At 67.5% G+C, this 17390-nt stretch carries 24 protein-coding genes; 7 read left to right on the forward strand and 17 right to left on the reverse strand.

The window, feature by feature from the left end:
- Positions 1-301 precede the first annotated feature (301 nt).
- On the forward strand, positions 302-850 hold the full coding sequence (locus EV652_RS14195) for a hypothetical protein (protein WP_132209554.1): 549 nt from the start codon (positions 302-304) through the stop codon (positions 848-850).
- Between the two features lie 369 nt (positions 851-1219).
- Here the strand turns inward: EV652_RS14195 and EV652_RS14200 are convergent, their stop codons facing one another.
- Together EV652_RS14200 and EV652_RS14205 are read right to left on the reverse strand one after the other, a co-directional pair.
- A complete protein-coding gene (locus tag EV652_RS14200; protein WP_132209555.1) occupies positions 1220-1723 on the reverse strand; it encodes a hypothetical protein in 504 nt (167 codons plus the stop codon).
- Positions 1724-2055: 332 nt separating this feature from the next.
- Positions 2056-2607 (reverse strand): YceI family protein, encoded by a 552-nt coding sequence (locus EV652_RS14205; protein ID WP_132209556.1) that lies wholly within the window; start codon positions 2605-2607, stop codon positions 2056-2058.
- A gap of 148 nt (positions 2608-2755) precedes the next feature.
- On the opposite strand from EV652_RS14205, the gene EV652_RS14210 reads away from it, so the two are divergent.
- The 3 genes from EV652_RS14210 to EV652_RS14220 all read left to right on the forward strand — a co-directional run bounded on the left by EV652_RS14210 (position 2756) and on the right by EV652_RS14220 (position 4071).
- The gene (locus EV652_RS14210) at positions 2756-3157 is read left to right on the forward strand and encodes a hypothetical protein (protein WP_132209557.1); all 402 of its coding nucleotides are present in this window, start codon (positions 2756-2758) and stop codon (positions 3155-3157) included.
- 87 nt (positions 3158-3244) lie between these two features.
- Positions 3245-3733 (forward strand): FBP domain-containing protein, encoded by a 489-nt coding sequence (locus EV652_RS14215; RefSeq protein ID WP_132209558.1) that lies wholly within the window; start codon positions 3245-3247, stop codon positions 3731-3733.
- Positions 3734-3810: 77 nt separating this feature from the next.
- Positions 3811-4071, forward strand: coding sequence for a hypothetical protein (locus EV652_RS14220; RefSeq protein ID WP_132209559.1), 261 nt, complete (start codon positions 3811-3813; stop codon positions 4069-4071).
- A gap of 132 nt (positions 4072-4203) precedes the next feature.
- Here the strand turns inward: EV652_RS14220 and EV652_RS14225 are convergent, their stop codons facing one another.
- From EV652_RS14225 to EV652_RS14250, 4 genes are all read right to left on the reverse strand, one after another.
- Positions 4204-4401 (reverse strand): hypothetical protein, encoded by a 198-nt coding sequence (locus tag EV652_RS14225; protein WP_132209560.1) that lies wholly within the window; start codon positions 4399-4401, stop codon positions 4204-4206.
- Between the two features lie 145 nt (positions 4402-4546).
- Entirely contained in the window at positions 4547-5089 is a 543-nt protein-coding gene (locus EV652_RS14230; RefSeq protein ID WP_132209561.1) for an orotate phosphoribosyltransferase, read from the reverse strand.
- A 623-nt stretch (positions 5090-5712) separates the two neighbouring features.
- A complete protein-coding gene (locus EV652_RS14245) occupies positions 5713-6975 on the reverse strand; it encodes an exonuclease domain-containing protein (protein WP_132209563.1) in 1263 nt (420 codons plus the stop codon).
- A gap of 72 nt (positions 6976-7047) precedes the next feature.
- Complete coding sequence (locus EV652_RS14250; RefSeq protein WP_132209564.1) at positions 7048-7680, reverse strand: hypothetical protein; 633 nt, start codon at positions 7678-7680, stop codon at positions 7048-7050.
- An 18-nt stretch (positions 7681-7698) separates the two neighbouring features.
- On the opposite strand from EV652_RS14250, the gene EV652_RS44610 reads away from it, so the two are divergent.
- Positions 7699-7854, forward strand: a complete 156-nt coding sequence (locus tag EV652_RS44610) for a hypothetical protein (protein ID WP_166677970.1) — start codon at positions 7699-7701, stop codon at positions 7852-7854.
- Positions 7855-7954: 100 nt separating this feature from the next.
- Here EV652_RS44610 and EV652_RS14255 read toward each other — a convergent pair whose 3' ends face one another.
- Positions 7955-8446, reverse strand: a complete 492-nt coding sequence (locus EV652_RS14255; protein ID WP_132209565.1) for a metallophosphoesterase family protein — start codon at positions 8444-8446, stop codon at positions 7955-7957.
- Positions 8447-8458: 12 nt separating this feature from the next.
- A complete protein-coding gene (locus EV652_RS14260; RefSeq protein WP_132209566.1) occupies positions 8459-9448 on the reverse strand; it encodes an NAD-dependent epimerase/dehydratase family protein in 990 nt (329 codons plus the stop codon).
- Between the two features lie 183 nt (positions 9449-9631).
- Between EV652_RS14260 and EV652_RS14265 the strand changes: the two genes are divergently transcribed.
- Positions 9632-9940 (forward strand): hypothetical protein, encoded by a 309-nt coding sequence (locus EV652_RS14265; protein WP_132209567.1) that lies wholly within the window; start codon positions 9632-9634, stop codon positions 9938-9940.
- A 170-nt stretch (positions 9941-10110) separates the two neighbouring features.
- Here EV652_RS14265 and EV652_RS14270 read toward each other — a convergent pair whose 3' ends face one another.
- Together EV652_RS14270 and EV652_RS14275 are read right to left on the reverse strand one after the other, a co-directional pair.
- Complete coding sequence (locus EV652_RS14270; protein WP_242001753.1) at positions 10111-10506, reverse strand: hypothetical protein; 396 nt, start codon at positions 10504-10506, stop codon at positions 10111-10113.
- Entirely contained in the window at positions 10503-10724 is a 222-nt protein-coding gene (locus tag EV652_RS14275) for a hypothetical protein (protein ID WP_132209568.1), read from the reverse strand. Before EV652_RS14275 ends, EV652_RS14270 begins: the two co-directional genes overlap by 4 nt.
- Before the next feature lie 195 nt (positions 10725-10919).
- Here EV652_RS14275 and EV652_RS14280 point away from each other — a divergent pair, with 195 nt between their 5' ends.
- On the forward strand, positions 10920-11111 hold the full coding sequence (locus EV652_RS14280) for a hypothetical protein (RefSeq protein WP_132209569.1): 192 nt from the start codon (positions 10920-10922) through the stop codon (positions 11109-11111).
- Here the strand turns inward: EV652_RS14280 and EV652_RS14285 are convergent.
- The 7 genes from EV652_RS14285 to EV652_RS14315 all read right to left on the reverse strand — a co-directional run bounded on the left by EV652_RS14285 (position 11104) and on the right by EV652_RS14315 (position 17295).
- Positions 11104-11580, reverse strand: a complete 477-nt coding sequence (locus EV652_RS14285) for a hypothetical protein (RefSeq protein ID WP_132209570.1) — start codon at positions 11578-11580, stop codon at positions 11104-11106. The genes EV652_RS14280 and EV652_RS14285 overlap by 8 nt on opposite strands.
- The gene (locus tag EV652_RS14290; RefSeq protein ID WP_132209571.1) at positions 11580-12860 is read right to left on the reverse strand and encodes a hypothetical protein; all 1281 of its coding nucleotides are present in this window, start codon (positions 12858-12860) and stop codon (positions 11580-11582) included. Before EV652_RS14290 ends, EV652_RS14285 begins: the two co-directional genes overlap by 1 nt.
- Positions 12861-12863: 3 nt before the next feature.
- Complete coding sequence (locus EV652_RS14295; RefSeq protein ID WP_132209572.1) at positions 12864-13124, reverse strand: hypothetical protein; 261 nt, start codon at positions 13122-13124, stop codon at positions 12864-12866.
- 15 nt (positions 13125-13139) lie between these two features.
- A complete protein-coding gene (locus EV652_RS14300; protein WP_132209573.1) occupies positions 13140-13817 on the reverse strand; it encodes a hypothetical protein in 678 nt (225 codons plus the stop codon).
- Complete coding sequence (locus EV652_RS14305; RefSeq protein ID WP_132209574.1) at positions 13814-16591, reverse strand: FtsK/SpoIIIE domain-containing protein; 2778 nt, start codon at positions 16589-16591, stop codon at positions 13814-13816. Before EV652_RS14305 ends, EV652_RS14300 begins: the two co-directional genes overlap by 4 nt.
- A gap of 103 nt (positions 16592-16694) precedes the next feature.
- Positions 16695-17090 carry a VOC family protein gene (locus EV652_RS14310; RefSeq protein WP_132209575.1) on the reverse strand — a complete coding sequence of 132 codons (396 nt, stop codon included), beginning with the start codon at positions 17088-17090 and terminating at the stop codon, positions 16695-16697.
- A gap of 7 nt (positions 17091-17097) precedes the next feature.
- A complete protein-coding gene (locus EV652_RS14315; protein ID WP_132209576.1) occupies positions 17098-17295 on the reverse strand; it encodes a hypothetical protein in 198 nt (65 codons plus the stop codon).
- Between the last annotated feature and the right edge of the window lie 95 nt (positions 17296-17390).

Consider the following 17390-nt stretch of genomic DNA (forward strand, 5'->3'; position numbering starts at 1 on the left):
GGATACCGGTCTGCCCGGGCGAGTCCGGCTGGTCGTGAGTGTGTCCGTCATGGTCTCTCCTCGGGTCTCAATTCCTGAGATCGAGGCTAGAAACCAGCGGTCCGCCGTACATCCGGCCAGGGAGCCAACTCGCACCCCGTACCACCGTAGGGGGTGCGTTGTGACCCAGCTCACAGTGACCACGGTCCGTGTCGCCGCGTTACACGGTCAGTGCCGGACGGCGTGCACTGATCCAGTGCACATCCTGGGTGCCCCACGGTGCAAGCGGCCATGCCGCGCCCGACAGGAGGTTCGGACCATCATGCGCATTCGGAACCTGGCGGTGACCGCCACGCTGATCCCGGTTTTGATGCTCGCCGGTTGCGGGAACGACGACTCGTCGTCCGACGTCGCCGCCTCGACCCCTGGCGCCAAGAAGGCGTCGAAGAACGGACTCACCGAGCAGGCCGGCAGTGCGGGTCAGGCCGACCCGGTCGTGAACGCGTACTACGAGTACCGGATAGCGCTCGACGTGATGATGCGCAGCGGCGGCCGGAAGACGAAACAGCTCGCTCCGGTGATGACGCCGAACCTGTTCCACTCGATCAGCGCGCAGGCGAAGTACTACCGCACCAAGAAGCTGCACAACACAGGCGCCACCAAGGTGCTCTGGGCCAAACGCACCCTCGCCTCGAACGGCGTGATCGTCAGCGCCTGCTACGACACCACCGCAGCCCGCACCGTCAACTCCAGAGGGCGCTCCGCCCTCCCCACCACGACTCCGACCCGCTGGCTCGACGAGATGCGAGTCCAGCTACTCCAAGGCCGCTGGGTAGTAGACGGCGGCAGCACCACCCCGAACGCCTGCTAACACCCAAGCGCCCCCGCCCACCAGCACTCGGTACCGCGCGACCACGACCTGATCGCCGCAACACCCGCACACCACACACCCGCCCCAGGCCCGGCGCGTTGGTCGGCCGACGCAGACCGGCTACACCCGATTGACCCGGCCCAGGCGCACTGCAGTTGGTCGGTCGACGCGGACCCGCTGTACATGTGGCTCGCCGCCGGCCGTCATACCTGGTTGGCCAGTGCGGGGCGCCGCACCCGGTTGGCTGCACTTCCCGGCGTTCGCGTGATTGCCGGCTTAGATCGTCTCCGGTTCGCTGCCATTCGGCACACCTCGCGACCCGGAGCCGCAGCAGCGCGGAGAGCCCAACTCTCCGCGCTGCTGCTTTCCCTACGGGTGGCGGACCATCTGTTGCAGCAGGGCTTCTACCGCGTCGCGGAGCTCGCCGTCATGCTCCGGACCCGACCAGACGACGACGCAGCCCTTGTCGCCGAGCCTGCTCGCGACCAGTTCCCGCGCCGGTGTCGGATCACCTTGATTGAGTACGACGACCAGCCGGCGGCCGTCGCGCTGCAAGCGATCCAGCAACGGCGGGAGCGTCGAACCGCGGAACACACCGGGGTCGCTCTTCACCTTCGTCTCGACCATCACGCCGCGGCCGCGCACGACCAGCAGGTAGTCGGCCCGGTCCCGGGTGAACTCGCGGTCGTGATAGATCCGCGCCTTCGGCCACAGCCGCTGCAACGCCGTGTCGACCTCGGCGTCGTACCGCGCCGCCAGCCGGCTCACCCGCGAACTCGTCCCGCGCGGCCGGAACGCCTCTGGCGTACGCCGGCCAACCCGCCGCCGTCCGAACAGCGGCGCCAACCAACGCCTGAATCTCGTGTCGATCATCGGCGGACCCCTCGACCTAGCCGGCACTTAATCCCAGTGTCCCCACCCCGCCGTACCACCCAACCTCCCCGCCCCGATCGTGATCCCACCTCCACAAACCCGCCCGACAGCAGAAACCCGCGGGCGACCAAACGTCACCCGCGGGCTCTCATGCAGCCGAAGATCAACTGCTCATGTCTATGACCGGCGCTTGCTTTTGGCGGCTCATGTCGATGAGCGGCGCTTGCCTTCTGGCTGCTCATGTCTAGGAGCAACTCCTGGCTATCGGCGGCTCTCGTCTGACAACTGTTCTTGCTGGTCAGCTGTCCTTGGCAGTCAGCCTTGCTTGGCAGTCAGCTGTTCTTGATCGCCGAGACCTCGATCTCCAGCGTGACCTTCTCGCTGACCAGGACGCCGCCTGTCTCCAGGGCCGCGTTCCAGTTGACGCCGTAGTCCTTGCGGTTGATCACCACCGAGCCCTCGAGCCCGACCCGGTGGTTGCCGAACGGGTCCGTTGCCGAGCCGGTGAACTCGAACGGGATCTCGACCGACTTCGTCACGCCGCGCACGGTCAGCTCACCGACGACGGTGAACGTCGTGTCATCGTCCTGCTTGATCGCGGTCGACACGAACGTGACCTCCGCATGGTTGTCCATGTCCAGGAAGTCGTTGCTGCGCAGGTGATCGTCCCGCTGACTGTTGCGCGTGTCGATGCTCTTGGCCTGGATGATCACCCGCCCGGACGAGTTCTCCGGGTTCGCCCCGTCGAGGTGGATCGCCCCCTCGAACTCGTTGAACGACCCCCGTACCTTCGTCACCATCGCGTGCCGGGCGACGAAACCGACCCGGCTGTGCGCGGTGTCGATGGTGTAGTCACCGGTCAGAGCGGCGTACTCACTGGCCATGGAAGTGCTCCTCCAGAGGATTAACTAGTTGAAGTTTGCATAGTCCAGTTTTCACCCAACGGGGTCAGTTGTCCACCCCAGGTGTCTTGCGTGTCCGAGTGGTGGCCCCGGCGCGGGCGGACAATCGGACTTTCACCGAGGAGGGGGTGTGGGGGTGACTCAGTGGAAGGCGCAGTTCAGCTCCGGGCCGAGTGAGGTCTACCGGGCCCTGAGTACGCCGCTCGGCCGGTCGAGGTACTGGGCCGAGGCCGACGAGCGCGACGGGGCGATCCGATTCGTCCTGCCCGACGGCCGGACCGACGACTCCCGGATCGAGCACGCAGTGAAGGACGAGCTCTACCAACTGCGCTACTTCGGGCGCACCATCACCTTCACTCTCACCCCCGACGAGTCCGGCGGCACCGACCTCGCCCTCAGCTGCGACGACCCCGACAGCCGGTACGACGCCGACCACGTCGCCCTCCTCCTGCGCCTGAAAGCCTTCGTCGACTTCGGCGTCGACCTGCGCAACCACGACAAGTCCCGCACCACCGACTACGCCGACAGCTGACCGTTGCCGCCAGCAACTAGCTTGATATTCGGTTGCGGGTACGGCGACCGCCGGGTGTGATGTGTGGTCGAAGATCGGAGGACCGTCGTGCAACCGCTCAGCGTCGAGGAGATCAGACGCTCGTTCGTCAACTCAACCAAGAGCCTGGTCAAGGCGATGACACCGCCGCGGGGGTTCACTGAACTCCCCTGGGAGTCGCTGGACTACCTCGGCTGGCGCGACCCGAAGGCGCCCAACCGTGCGTATCTCGTCGTACGGCGAGAAGGCGGCGTCACCGGGATCGCGCTCAACACCCAGGCGTCCGGCAAGCCGCGCCGCGGCACCGGACTCTGCGACCTCTGCTACACCGCGCACCATGTGACCGACGTGGCTCTGTTCGCCGCCCGGCGAGCCGGCACGGCCGGCCGCGAGGGCAACACCGTCGGCTTGTACATCTGCGCGGACCTTGCCTGCTCGCTGTACCTGCGCGGGCTGCGCGAACTCGAGGTCCCGCAGGGCGAAACCGCCGCACCCGAGGTCCGGGCCGAGCGGCTGACCGCCCGACTTGAAGGATTCGTAAATCGCGTCCTCGCTTGAGCTTCCGGAGTGGGTACCTGGAACTACGCTTGGTATCAGCGGCAGGTCCACACGGGCGATAGGGAGAGCGAGTCGCGATGACGGAGTTCAGAATCACGCACGAGATCCACGAGGTTCATCCGGACATCCGCGAGAGGCTCACCGCGACGACGATCGAGGCCATCAACGAGTCCAGCGCACGGTCCGCCGAAGACGCCGCCCTGGTGCTGCGCCACAAGCTCGGCGAGATCGGCGTCCACATGAGCGAAGAAGCCTGCCTGGCCGCGATCGAACGCATCCGCTCGGGCAAACAACTCCGCTTCGAAATAGAACGCGAAATCGACGAGGACGAGGTCTAGTCCACTCTCCCGTCAACGCCGCGTGCGACGCCGGTGGAACTGCGGTCCGGTTCCCCACGCCGCAACCGCTGGTCGCTCAGCCGAGACGCAATGCGGCAGGCCAACTCGTGAACGACTGCGCCCTGCCCGAACTCAGCCCGCTCGGTGCACCGGCAAGCTCGTCCGCGCCCGGCCTCGGGCCGGTCGGCGTACGCGGCGAGCCCGTCCATGCCCGGGTTTGGGGTGGGCGCGTACCCGGCGAGCCCGTCCACGCCCGGCCTTCGGCTGGTCGGCGTAGGCAGCGAGCGCGTCCACGTCCAGCGTCAGGCTGGTCGCTGGCGAGCTGGCCATGCCGAGCTTCCGGCTGGTCGGTGGGGGCGCGGTGAGCTCGACCATGCGCCAGCGCGGCCGAGCTTGACCAGGCGGTCGGAGCGCCGAGTTCTACCGCGGCTGGCTTGTGGCCGCACAGGCGAGGCGGGCTTTCCGAGTGCGGGTTTCAGCCGGCTTTGGGGTGGTTGGCGTAGGTGGCGAGGTTGTCTGAGGTTAGGAGGGGGTGGAGGGTTAGGCCGGCCTCGGTGAGGGGCGTGGGGGTGGTGGGGTTGCGGTTGATGACGCAGACGGCGTGGGCGATGTCGGCACCCTGGGCCCGGAGCTCCTCGGTGGAGAGGACGATCTGACCGCCGGTCGTGACGACGTCCTCCACGATGGTCACCCGCCGCCCGGCCGTCTCGGCGCCTTCCGCGAGCCGCCGCGTCCCGTACGCCTTGGCCTGCTTCCGCACGAACGCGCACGGCAAGCCGGTATGACGACCAAGCGCCGTCACGACCGGAATCCCGCCCATCTCCAACCCCGCGAGCACCTCGGTATCCGCCGGCACCAACGGCACCATCGCCGCCGCGATCGCATCCAGCAGTACCGGATCCCCCTCGAACCGGTACTTGTCGAAGTACTCCCCCGTCGTCTGCCCCGACCGCAACAGGAACTCCCCGGTCAGATGCGCGGTGGCATAGATCCGTCTGCCCAACTCCTCAAGCTCCACGACCCGCACCCTATCCAGCCACCCCCTCACCAACCTCCCCGCCCGGACGACCGCCGGGGTGAGGTCGGGGACAGCCGGGGTGAGGTCGGGGACAGCCGGGGTGAGGTTGGGGCAGACGCCCGCCGGGGTGAGGTTGGGGCAGACGCCTCCCGGGGCGAGGTCGGGGCCCCGGGACGAGATATCGGGCAGACCCCCCGCGGCGAGATTCGGGCAGACGGCTGCCGGGGTGGATTTGGGCAGACGATCGCCGGGAGAAGACTCGGCAGGCGGCCGCCGGGGTGTGTCTAGACAGCTCCGGGCCTGGACGGGAGGGCGTGAAGAGTCGCTGGACGCCCATCTGACGGATCCGGTGATCAGGTGAGGGTGCCGCGGACCCGGAGCTACAACTGCAGCAGCCGCTCCGGATCCCGCAGACAGTCGGACGCTCACCACATTCGTCGCGACGCGAGATGCTCCGGCACATCCGGGCTGAGGTGATGGCAGGAGGTGGTCCTGGCCGGCTCGGTGGTGCTGGCGCTGCGTGAGCGCCGCGCGTGGCGGCGACTTTGAGGGGCTGCTCGGCAGCCTCGATGCCGACGTGGTGCTGCGCGCGGACGGCGGCTCATCTCGGCGGGGCCGACGGGCTAGCCGACTCTGCGTTCGGTTTGGGGTGGGCTCGTGGATCGCATCGGCCGGGGTGCAGGCAGGAGGCGGCGGAAGTCTTCGGTGGAGATGATGGGGACGTTGTACTCGCGGGCCGCGCGCGCTTTGACGGACAGGCTGTCGACATCAGCGGCGATGAGGAAGGTCGTGTCCGGGCGGACGGCTTCCTGCGGTGCGAAGCCGGCGGCGACGGCGCGATCCCACCAGACCTCGCGTGGCTCGATCATGTCGCCGGTGAACACCAGCGTGCTCCCCGGCGGGAAACCCTGCGCTCCAGGACGAGCCGGTACGACGTACCGCCCGGAACTCGCCCGCAGCAGCGCGTCGTCCACATCGGACACACGATGCCCGAGCATCACCGCGACCCGGTCGAGATCGCTGCGCTGCTCCGCGGTGATCTCACCATCACCCCACGACGCCTCGGCCAACGCGGAGACGTAGTACCGATGCAACTCCTGCACCTCCGACCGCGTCAGACCCAGCTCGGTCGCGACCTGCACGAGCTGGTCCGCGTCGGCCGCGGTGATCTCGCGGTTGGCCAGGATCCCGTCGAGGAGCGCGAGGTACGAGTCGGCCTGCGGCGGCTCTGGGACACGCGGCAACTGATCAACGATCCGGCTCATCCACCCATGCCGACCACCGGCATGCACCGGCCGAACTGTCGGCGAAACGTCCGATCCAGGCAACGCGGGCCACGGCAACCGCCTGACCTCCTCATAGGCCCATTGCCACGGCGGCGGCGACGGAAACGCCTGCAAATACTGGGCAAACAGCTGCGCCGTCGCCCGCGTGTCGGCCAACGCCGAGTGCCAGCCCTCGATCGAGATCCCGGCCGCCGCACAACACGCGCCGAGCGTCCGCTTCGCCCCTGGATAGAGATATCCGGCCAGCGCCATCGTGCACATCGACCGCTCCGTAATCAGCGGTACGGCGTACCCGAGCCGGCCGAACTCCGCCCGCAGGAACCCTAGGTCGAAGTCGACGTTGTGCCCGACAACCATCCGCCCCGCGAGCAACCCACCGAGCTCGCGCGCCACGTCGCCGAACTCCGGCGCGGCCAGCACATCGGCGGTCAGGATCCCGTGGATGTGCTGCGGACCGAGATCGCGTTGTGGATTCAGCAACGTCACCCACTCGTGCTCCACCTGCCCGCGCGCATCCAGCAGCACGACGGCGATCTCGATCACCCGATGCCGATGGCCTGGCAACAGGCCGGTCGTCTCGGTGTCGATGACGGCATACATCCGCGGCGCCTCCTCCGGCTCGATTACCGACCCAGAAACAACCCAATCACAGGCCGCCGACAGTTTTCGCGATCAGTCCGACGGGACGTCGACCGCGATCTCCGCCCCGAGCTCAGCCCCGTGCGACAGCTCAAGATCGTCACCGCTCCAGAACCGCCCCGGGTCGTACCAGTTCAGCCGCCGCCCGTGCAGCAACCCCATCTCCTCGTACGTCACCGCCACGACTTCGGCGCAGTACGCCGACTCGAGCTCGAGCTCACGCGACCCGCGCCGAAACGCCGGGATCCGGCCACGCGCCCACCGCGAAGCCAGTCGGGCCGTCGACGGGAACGGCGTACCGTCCAAGCGCGCGACAGTCCGCAGTACGGCGTCTTCCATCTCCCGCGTGACCGGGTGATCCAGCTGGCGCAACCACGCCTGCTGACCGTACTTCCGCGACCACACCAGCACCGCGTCACGCAAGTCATGTAGCTGTACACCGCGATGATGCTTACCAGTCCACATGTCAGGCAAAGATCGGCCCAGCTCGGCATGCCACATCAGCGGTGGCAGGTCCTCGACCACGATCGCCATCCCGACGTGGTTGACGGGGCTGTTGGTGGTCAGCTGAATGGCCCGGTCGGCGGCACTCGCACCGCGGAACAGCCAAATGTCACCTGTTCGTGTCAGTTCCGTAGCGTCATCCAGCGAAATCCGGGTCTCCACGTCGCTAGATTAGTCGCCATGAAGGTATGGAAGGTCGTAGGACTTGCAGGGCTCGTCGGCGTGGCCGCGACGGGCGTGGTGGTCGCGCGGGGCGAGCGGAAGCGCCGCGCCTACACGCCGGAAGAGGTACGCGACCGCCTCAAGACGCGGGTCAAAGAAGCAGCCAACGCGTAAGCCCCTGGCTGGGCGTGAATGGACGCCGTAACTCGGTGGTACGGCGTTACTTCTTCACGCCCAGCCCAGCACAACTGATTGCACGGAGCAACAACCGGCATCAGAGGTTGTGCAGGGCAACGTCCGCCAGCCGGCCGGACGTGATCGTCGCCGTCTGGTACGTGCAATAGGGCTGCCGGCGCCGATCCGTCGGCGACCCCGGATTCAGCAGCCGCAGCCCACCCGCGCTCGTCGTGTCCCACGGGATGTGACTGTGGCCGAACACCAGCACATCCACCCCTGGGTACGCCTTCTCGCACCGCTCCTCGCGACCCTTGGCCGACCCGGTCTCGTGCACCACCGCGAGCGACACCCCATCGAGCGTCACGCGGGCAACCTCCGGCAGCCGCGCCCGTAGATCCGGCCCGTCATTGTTGCCCCAGCACCCGATCAACCGGGCGGCACGAGCCTCCAACTCGTCCAGCAGCGCCACGCTCACCCAGTCCCCGGCGTGGATCACCACATCGGCCCGATCGATCGCATCCCAGACGGGCTCCGGCAGCTTCTTCGCCCGTACCGGCAGATGAGTGTCCGAGATCAGCAGCAACCGCATGCCGCCCACTCTCTACGTCGGCAGTGCCTCGAGCAACTCCTTCTCCTTCGCCGGGCTCAGACCGGCCTTGCGCTCGCGATCCAGCCCGAGCTCGCGCTCCCACGCCAGCGTGTCCACCAGGAACTCCCGCCGCGACCGATGCGTCAGCCCGGCCTCACGAGCCGCCGCACCGCTGCGCGTCGACCAGCCCTCGTACCCGGGCTCGGTCAGCCACATCGCCAGCGAATCGGGCCCCATGTACTGCTCGACCTTCCGCTCCTCCAGCCACTCGCGCGGCGCGAGCACCACCGGCCCGGTGTGACCGCCGACCTCGCGCACCAGTTCGATCCACTCCCCGAACGGCACGACCGGTCCCCTGGTGTCGAACGTCCCGGTCCGGCCCTCGTTGGCGTTGTCGAGCAACCAGGACGCGAGATCCCGTACGTCGATCACCGCCGTCGCGAGGTCCGGCGTGTCCGGAACCAGCATCGGCTCCTCGGGAGCCCGGGCAGCCCGCGCTACCCATGCACCGCCGCGATCACTCTTGTCCCCCGGTCCCCCGATCAGGCCGGCCCGTGCGATTACCAGCCGATCCCCGACCGCCTCGACCGACGCCAGTTCGCTCGCGACCTTCGCCTCGCCGTACTGCTCGCGCTCGGCCACGTCGAGCTCTGTCGGCGCCCGCAGTACGGCGGACTCGTCGGCACCAGGCGTGTCGTATTTCTCGTACACGTTGACCGACGACACGTAGGTCCAGTGCTTCGCCTTCGCCCCGAACGCTGCCAGCGCCGCACGCACGAATCCGGGCTGCCACGACACCTCGAACACCGCGTCCCACTCTCGATCGGGTACGGCGTCGTACGCGTCCGGACGACTGCGATCAGCCGCGACCAGGGTCGCCCCCTCTGCCACCCCACCACTCTCGCCACGAGCCACACAGGTGACCGAATGCCCACGCTGGACCGCCTGCGTCGCGATCTCCCGACCGAGCCAGGCGGTCCCGCCAAGAATCAGAATCTCCACATCCGTCAGCCAATCAGGCCGCGGGGAGAAATACGCGCCACTCTGCCGATGGCAGAAACAAACGCTTCGTAATGCGGTGTGGGCAGGCGGTCACCGCCCGGGACAAGGACTTGCGGTGGTGCGGATCCGGGCGCACTGTCGACAGTAGAAGCATCCACGTGGGGCCGTGGCAAGGGGGAGAAAATGGCTGGTTTCGTTCAGATCATCGAGTACCGGACGTCGAAGCCGGATGAGGTCGCCGCGCTCAACGACGAGTTCCGCAAGACGCGCGAGGCAGAGGGCGACGGCACTGCCCCGGCACTCGCGCTGACCGGCGCCGACCGGGACGACCCGGGGCGCTTCTTCGCCATCGTCCAGTTCGGGTCGTACGAGGAGGCGATGGAGAACTCCAACCGCGCCGACACGAGCGAGTTCGCGGCCAAGATGATGGAGTTGTGCGACGGGCCGGCCAAGTACTACAACCTCGATGTGGTGCAGTCGATGGACAGTTGAACCATTGAGCACTCGGGCCCAGCCGCCACCGCGAGTCCGGCTGGGCCCGAGCTCTGTCGTCGTACTCGATGCCTCGTGCAACAGAACGTTCGGCTGGCCGGTGCCGGAAGGGAGGATCGGCACCGGCCCGCCGGATCAGACCGGGTCCTCGGCGCCGGACCCGGTCCGGCTCATCGGAACACCCGGTACAACGACCAGCCGCTCGGCGGCGCACCGCCGTACGAACCGCGGTCGGGCTCGTGGTGCAAGGGATCGGGGTCCTGTGGCTCGGGGGCAGAGTGCAGATCCGGCCAAGGTCTCGGTGGAAGGGTCTCTCGGGGTGGCAGTTTCAGCTCGGGATCGGGCGCTTGTTCCGGGTCGAGCCACTCGATCTCGGTAGCACCGCCATGGCCGTGGATGGCGACGACGGACTCGATGCCGTCCCAGACCGTGGTGGTCGGATAGTCGCCGTACCAGCGGAGCGCGACGGCTCCGTCGGTGAACTGCACGCCCTCGGCGACGGGCCCGGTGCCACTGACACCGGAGACGTCATGATGGCGGATCAGCCGGAAGCGACGGGACGTCATTTCGGGGCTACCTCCCAGAGCCGCTCGCCCGGCAACGCACGGTCCGGGCCTGAGTCGGTGTCGGGGATCGGATCACTGGTCACGCGCAGGCCGGCGAACCGACGCGACATGGCCGCTGCGTAGCGTTCGGCCAACTCGGCCTCCGCCCGGTAGTCCGCGACGACGTGGTCCCCGAACCACACTCGTACGCGGCGACGTTGGGGAACAGGATCGGACATTTCAATACACCCGCCGACCCGGCCGGCACGTTCCCATCAGCGACATCGAAGAACGGCGTTCCACATCGATCACTTCCACTTCCCTGTGGGGATGGGTTCACCCGTAGTGACGGACCCCACAGCACTTCATGACGCAACTTCAGCAGAATATTCCGGGTGTCCTGGGCCTGATCGGTGTCACGCTCGTCAGATGGGGTGGGACCGGTCAGGAACGCAACGGGCAATGACCGGTGTGACCGAACTACCGACGGCTCCCCGGCGGACCTGCAGACGGGCAACGGACGCCGTACCGACGCCGAACTCATCGCGGCCTATCGCGACTCACCAGACGACTTCGCACTGGTGTTCGACCGGCACGCCGTGGCGCGGGTCCGCACGATCAACTGACGACCCACGGGCGCCAGATATCGATGTCGGGGGCGTCCGGGCTGATCGACTCGTCGAACGTGTGTGTGCCCGTCCCTGGCAGGTGCGCCGCGACCAGCGTGTCAAGGTTATGCACCAGCAGCATGGCGATGTCCGGCCGCGACTCAACCAGTGCGCTGAAGACGGCCTGGGTCTCGCGCAACTGTAGATCCTCGTCTTTGCGTCCCAGCAGCCGGATCTGGACGTCGATGGGGTACGGATCAAGTGCCTGGACGTCTTCCGGCTCCGGGTCGACCTCGACGTATCCATTCCGCGCCACGAGAACGACGAGCTCGCCCTCAGCTGTGCGTGCGTTGCCACGAAACAGGTACTCGCCCTCCACCAGGTCCGAAGCCTGGATCGGCTCCAGGTCGAGCGCGTCGGCCAGCCACTGCGCGACCTGATCGACGGGCTCAATCGCGGCCAGAAATACGTTGTCGCTGGTGGACATCACTGCTCCTTTGTGAAAGTGACCATTCGCCCGTCACCGAGAATGACATGAACGATGTCGGCGACGGTCTTGCCAGGCTGACCAAGAGCCCTGCGATAGGCGCGCTGTGCCGTGTACTCCGACAACCCCACATTCCGGCCGTCGATGACGACCTCCCCGTGGGGGCGATCCTGTGTGGCCTGGTCGGTAGCCTCGTGCATGTTGCGTTTCACCGCTGCCTGCGACGCCTTTCTGAGCGTCTTGAACTCGACAATCAGCCCTTCGTCGGAGTCGTTCTTCCGAACTGCTGCGTCCGGATTCTTCTTGTGGAGCGTGTCGTGGTCGGGCACTCGTGCGTCGATCCGCCAGCCCTTTCGCTCGAGCACCTCCGCGATCGCCCGTTCCTTTGGCTCGAAGGAACGCAGCGGATCGTGGATGCCTGGGGCGAAGTCGGGGCCGAGGGGGCGGAGGTCGAAGGCTGGGTCGAAGTCGAAGGGGGCGGGCTTGGGGAGGTCGGGGAGGTTGATGTCTACGACGATGGGTTGGGGGTGGTTCTCGGGGTAGTCGAAGGTGGCTTCGACAAGCTCGGGGGTGATGGTCAAACGGGCGTGGTCCCAGGTCTGGTCCGCGGACTCGGACATGGCGGCGAGGAGTTCCTGCACGGCTTCGGTCAGGTCGACCTCGATGCCTAGGTCGCCCGTGGCTCGGTCCTCGCGTTGTTCACGTTCCTTGCGGTCTTTCTCGTCTTCTTCCTCGATGACGATCTCGCCGGTTTCGCTGACCACGATCTCTACCTCGAGCGGGTCCTCGGGGAGGTCCCGGTTCTCCTCTTCCCTTTCCTGGGTCTTGCGGAACTTCTCAAAGGCCTTGCGGGCGACTGTGATGAGGGGTGGTTCGTTGTCTTCGGGGAGGTCCAGGTCTTCGAAGGTGGCGGTGAGGCGCTTGGTGCGGCCCTTTGCGTCGCGTTCGGCGAGGTCGCCGGTGCCGCCGGTGGCTTTGTTGCGGTCGGCGGAGTCGCTCGAGGGGCGGTCCGTCGTACGGCCGTCGCCGATCAGGCGCTCGGCCCAGGCGCGGGCTTTCGGCGGCGCCATCGACAAGTAGTGGGCGGCGGCCTCGCAGGCGCGGGCGGCCGCGTCGAGTTGCTGGGCCGCGACCGTGGCCCGGCCTTGGGACGCCATCAGAGCGACCTGGGCGTTCTCGCGGCATCGGTCGGCGGTGCGCTGCAGGTGCTGGACCACCTGCGGCACCTCGTCAAGGCAGTCGACGAGACCGCGCGCGACCCGCTGCAGGTCTGACGACATAGCTCAGATCTGGTCGGCGTAGCTCTTGCATCCGGCCGAGGCGATCTCCAGGGCCTCGGCGGCCTGTTCGACCGCCTTTCCGGCCGCGTCCAGGATCTCCGAGATGTCCCGGTCGACGCCGGTTGCCGTACCGGCGATCAGGCTCTCCACCTGCTGACTGTGCTGGGTGAAGCGCAGCTTGAAACCGGCCAGGCCGCCCGCTGCCTGCTTGGCCTCCATCGAGACCTGGTGCAGCTGTTCCTTGAGCCGCTGTACATCAGACACCTTGACCCTCTTCCCTCAACGACGCTTCTTCGGCAGCACGATCGCCGTACCGGACACGATCACCGGTACCAGGATCGCCAGCCACCAAGGCAGCCCGGATGCCATCACCGCGACGACCACGACCGCACCACCCCAGCCCCACCACCGGGCGCCGGGGAGCCGCGGCAGTCCGAGCACCCGCGACGCCGCCAGCATCGTGACCGCGGCGATGGCAGCAGCCTCGACTCCGGCCAGGAACGACCGCGTGGCCGCCCACACCACCACGAACCCAACGAGCGTCAGGGCGGCGCTGATCGTACGACGCCTGCGCCGGTCCTGCTCAGCCCGGGCCTCCGCACGGACCTGTTCCAGCTCGTCGACGGCCTCGCCGAGCTGCTTGGTCAGCCGGGCCGCCGCCGCTTCCAGGTCGGTCAGCCCGCGGATCTCCGTGAAGGCGACGTTCACCCGCTTGCCCTCGGCGGGAAGGCCGGCGCGCTGCAGACTGGACGCTGCCTGCTCGGCCAGTGCGTTCAGCCGAGCCTCCACCTTCCGACCGCGCTCGGCCATCGCGTCGGCCTCAGCCAGTGCCGTGGCTTCCGCCTTGGACTTGTGCGCCGTCAACCGGTCCTGCGCCTGCTGCGCGTCCGCACGGGCTCCTGCGACCTGCCGCAATGCCCGCGCGTACTCCGCCCACTCTTGCTCTTCCGTCTTCATCGCCGTACCAGCTCCACCGCGCGGTCCACCTCGTCGGCCCGCAGTGCGGCAAACGGTACGACGACTTGGGCCTCAGGGTGCAGCCCGTCCCACAGGAGCGCGCGGTGTGGTTCGGACGCCCATCGCACCAGTGGTCCACAGACTGCCCGTACGCCGTCCTGCGGGTGCCTCAAGAAGAGGTGGGTCGCCACGTTGGCACGCCCATACCCGAGATGCTCGGTGCACACGTGCAGCCGGTTCCACCAGCCAAAGGTGACGAGACCCTGCGCGGGCCCGTCGCGGACGATGTCCTGCAACGCGTTCGCGGGGCTCTCGAAGAACCCGTCCGCGTGAAGCTGCATCCGCGGCACCCCATGGAACCCGAACCCGAGCAGATAGGTCTCCCCGCTGACATGCCCGTGCCGCACCGTGTCCCGCAGCGAGAACAGCCGCGGCGCGATGTCGTCGTGCTTGTCGACCGTCTCGACCTCGCAGCCCAGCTGCCGCAACGCCTGGACCAACGCACCCTTGCCGTCGGCAACCTCCGGCGACGAGTTGGTGCCGTCCATGAAGATGAAGCGCGGTGGGTCCACCGCTGCGGCCGCGGCCGAGAAGGCGAGACCGCTCAGTACGCCGAGTGCGTCGGTCGGGCCGTCCCCCAGCACGAGTACGCCGGCTCCTGGCTCGGGCCGTACCTCGACCGGCACCGGCGCCTCCGTCACCGCGATCGGCAATCCGGTCCACGGCCGACCCAGCTCAGGCTGCACGGCGGCCGCCGTGTCCGCGAGTCGCGCCGGCTCGGCGAGATGGAACACCCGCGGCGGATGCGTCGTACCCGACTTGACCCACAGCTCACGGCGCAAGTCGTCCAGCACCGGCTTGTCCGCGAAGCTGACCAGCACGTGTTGGTTGTCGTCCGGCGAGCCGAAGTTCGCGTTCAGCACCGCCTCGCCGCGGAACTGCAGCTCCGACGCCGCGGTGTTCCCGTTCCGCAGGATCGCTTGTGCGTCAGCGGGAGTTGTCTTCAATGCGATCCGGTAAGGCACTTGACCAAAGATCGAGTCGCGTCGCGTCGACAGCCGCTTGACTCCCTCGATCGTCTGCGTCGCGAGGACGACGTGGACGCCGTACGCGCGTCCCAGCCGAACCAGCCGCTCGAGCAACTTGGCCGCCTCGTCGGCGAGCTCGTCATCATCCTCGAGCAGCACCTGGAACTCATCCAGTACGACGAGGATGCGCGGCGGTCGATCGGGTCCGGGCGCGAGCTCGGCGATGTCTGCGACGTTGCCATGTGACTTGAAGATCTCGCTACGACGTGCCAACTCGTCAGACAAGTGTCGTAGTACAGCAAGTCCAAATGCACGATCACTATGGATGCCAAGCACACGTACATGTGGCAGCCAGTGCTCCCGTTCCGTCGCCGGACCGAGCGCGGAGAACTCGACACCATGCTTGAAGTCGAGCAGGTACATCTCCAGGTCGGCCGGGTCGTAGCGCGCGGCGAGGCCGTGGATCATCACGAGCAGCAGGTTCGACTTGCCCTGACCGACCGCGCCACCGACGAGGACGTGCGGCAGGGCGGGGTTCCCACTACGCAACCGCACCAGCGCCGGTGTGCGGTCGTCGTACCCGATCACTGTGCTGAGCTCATCCGTGACCGGTTGCCACCAGGTCGAGCGGTCCGGCAACGTCCGGTTGAATTCGATCGTCGGCAGTACGGCGATCTCGGCCAGCTCGGCCACCACATCACAGATGCCAGTGGCAACATTCGCGTCGAACGGTGGATCGAGTTTCGCCGATACGCCGGGAAGTTGGGCGATCTCCACCTTTTCGTTGGTGATGGCAACAGGTGTGAGCAGATCGAGCAACTGCTTGGTGTCGACGTCGTTCTCCGGCGTCATCGACGGGTCGTGGTGGACCAGGAAGCAGATGCCGCGCTCGCCGCCGGTCGCTGCCAGCCGGAGCAGGTCGCGCTGGGCGAGCGTGTCGATGCCGGACGGGTAGTCGAACAGCACAACCACCCGATAGGGATCAGTGACCCGGCCCGTCTCTCGGATCAGGTCCTCGAACCGTTTGTGCCCGAGTTGCGCCTGCCGGCTGGCGCGCAACGACGAGACGTCGACCAGCCCGGACAGCACCGCGTGCAACTGCTCCGCGGTATGCGTTGCCCTAGGCACCAATTGCGGATACTTCGTGGTCAGGTGACCGAGCAACCCCATCGTGCCGGTCAGTCGAGGGTCGAACGCGTCGATCCTTAGCCGAAAGGGTTCGGCGGCCGCGACCAGCCGCATCGCCACACTCTGCAGGAGTCTGCGGGCCGACTCGTTGCGATCCGCGCTGACCTTCCACCCATTGGTCCGCAGCAGCGGCGCGGCGACCGGCGTACCGGGCTCGAGCTCGCCGATCCGCACGTACGACGGAATGCCCGCGCCGACCAGTTGCCGCGAACGCCAGCGCGCGTCGTTCGGCGGGATGGACCCGAGTCCGGGTGCGAGTCGATCCGCAAGCAGGCGCGCCTTCGGCTCGGCGGTCGCCAGCGCCTCGGCGGTCTTGGCGTCGACCAGGCCGCGTGACTCGCGTCGGGCGATCGCGGTCTGTTCCTGCAGCTGACGATGCAACTGCACGGCCCGCTGATGCTCGCCGTACGTCAGCCTGCGGGCGTTCTCCAGCAACTGCCCCAGCGCGTGTTGGAGACCACGGATCCGGGCTTCCAGGAGCTCCGGTGCTGATTCCGTCGTCCGCGCGGAGCGCGAAGCCGGTCCGGGCGTACTTCCCCCGTCAGGCTTCTCCGTCACGAGCACCGTCCTTCCACTTCTGCCCCGCGACACACCTTGCCTGGAGTAACCATGTCACACCACCAGTCCCTGGCGTCACTCCAGGCATCAGTAGTCTCACGTATCAGTCGGGGGCGACGATCTCGAGCTCGTAGCCGTCGTCGTTGTGCAGGAAGGCGGCGTAATGCTGCGGGCCGCCGGCGTACGGGTGGCGGTCGGCGAACATCAGTGTCCAGCCGTGCTTGGTTGCCTCCGCAACGAGCGCGTCGACCTCGGCCCGGCCGGCTGCGTTGAGCGCGAGGTGATTCATCCCGGGACGGAGCCGGTCGTGTTCGTCGGCCGACATCGCCGGGCTCTGCTCCACCACGACATAGCTGCCGTCGGGCGCGGTCCAGGTCATCCCGCCGGGCCAGCCGTCACCGTCCTTCCAGCCCAGCCGGTTGAGGACCCAGCCCCAACTGTTCAGTGCCCGGGACAGGTCCGGGACCCAGATCTCGATGTGATGCACCGCGGCGGCCATCGGAGCATTATCTGTGCTCGTCGAAATGGTTCGTCACCGCCACCGAGACCAGCCCGGTCACCACCAGCCAGACCAGCGCCGCGAGCAGCCACGGCCACCACTGCCGGCCCTGCGCGGCCTCGGCCACCGCCTTGCCGAACAGACCGCCGGCGGGCGCGAAGACGAGCACGAGCAACACCCGCGCGATCGACGTCTCCCTGGTCATTCCTTCATTGTCCGAGCGGATCGCGCCGCCTGCAGAAACCTTGGCGTTTCGCGCCCCGTCATCTTTCTGTCCGTGGCAAGGTTTAGCGTCTGCGG

Origin of the sequence: Kribbella steppae (assembly GCF_004342025.1) — a bacterium.
GTDB lineage: Bacteria > Actinomycetota > Actinomycetes > Propionibacteriales > Kribbellaceae > Kribbella > Kribbella steppae.

What these genes read in the sequence shown, in the direction of transcription:
- EV652_RS14195 (WP_132209554.1), top strand. Translation starts at nt 302, where the DNA reads ATGCGCATTCGGAACCTGGCGGTGACCGCCACGCTGATCCCGGTTTTG.
- EV652_RS14200 (WP_132209555.1), bottom strand. Translation starts at nt 1,723, where the DNA reads ATGATCGACACGAGATTCAGGCGTTGGTTGGCGCCGCTGTTCGGACGG.
- EV652_RS14205 (WP_132209556.1), bottom strand. Translation starts at nt 2,607, where the DNA reads ATGGCCAGTGAGTACGCCGCTCTGACCGGTGACTACACCATCGACACC.
- EV652_RS14220 (WP_132209559.1), top strand. Translation starts at nt 3,811, where the DNA reads ATGACGGAGTTCAGAATCACGCACGAGATCCACGAGGTTCATCCGGAC.
- EV652_RS14225 (WP_132209560.1), bottom strand. Translation starts at nt 4,401, where the DNA reads ATGGCCAGCTCGCCAGCGACCAGCCTGACGCTGGACGTGGACGCGCTC.
- EV652_RS14245 (WP_132209563.1), bottom strand. Translation starts at nt 6,975, where the DNA reads ATGTATGCCGTCATCGACACCGAGACGACCGGCCTGTTGCCAGGCCAT.
- EV652_RS44610 (WP_166677970.1), top strand. Translation starts at nt 7,699, where the DNA reads ATGAAGGTATGGAAGGTCGTAGGACTTGCAGGGCTCGTCGGCGTGGCC.
- EV652_RS14255 (WP_132209565.1), bottom strand. Translation starts at nt 8,446, where the DNA reads ATGCGGTTGCTGCTGATCTCGGACACTCATCTGCCGGTACGGGCGAAG.
- EV652_RS14265 (WP_132209567.1), top strand. Translation starts at nt 9,632, where the DNA reads ATGGCTGGTTTCGTTCAGATCATCGAGTACCGGACGTCGAAGCCGGAT.
- EV652_RS14270 (WP_242001753.1), bottom strand. Translation starts at nt 10,506, where the DNA reads ATGACGTCCCGTCGCTTCCGGCTGATCCGCCATCATGACGTCTCCGGT.
- EV652_RS14275 (WP_132209568.1), bottom strand. Translation starts at nt 10,724, where the DNA reads ATGTCCGATCCTGTTCCCCAACGTCGCCGCGTACGAGTGTGGTTCGGG.
- EV652_RS14285 (WP_132209570.1), bottom strand. Translation starts at nt 11,580, where the DNA reads ATGTCCACCAGCGACAACGTATTTCTGGCCGCGATTGAGCCCGTCGAT.
- EV652_RS14290 (WP_132209571.1), bottom strand. Translation starts at nt 12,860, where the DNA reads ATGTCGTCAGACCTGCAGCGGGTCGCGCGCGGTCTCGTCGACTGCCTT.
- EV652_RS14300 (WP_132209573.1), bottom strand. Translation starts at nt 13,817, where the DNA reads ATGAAGACGGAAGAGCAAGAGTGGGCGGAGTACGCGCGGGCATTGCGG.
- EV652_RS14310 (WP_132209575.1), bottom strand. Translation starts at nt 17,090, where the DNA reads ATGGCCGCCGCGGTGCATCACATCGAGATCTGGGTCCCGGACCTGTCC.
- EV652_RS14315 (WP_132209576.1), bottom strand. Translation starts at nt 17,295, where the DNA reads ATGACCAGGGAGACGTCGATCGCGCGGGTGTTGCTCGTGCTCGTCTTC.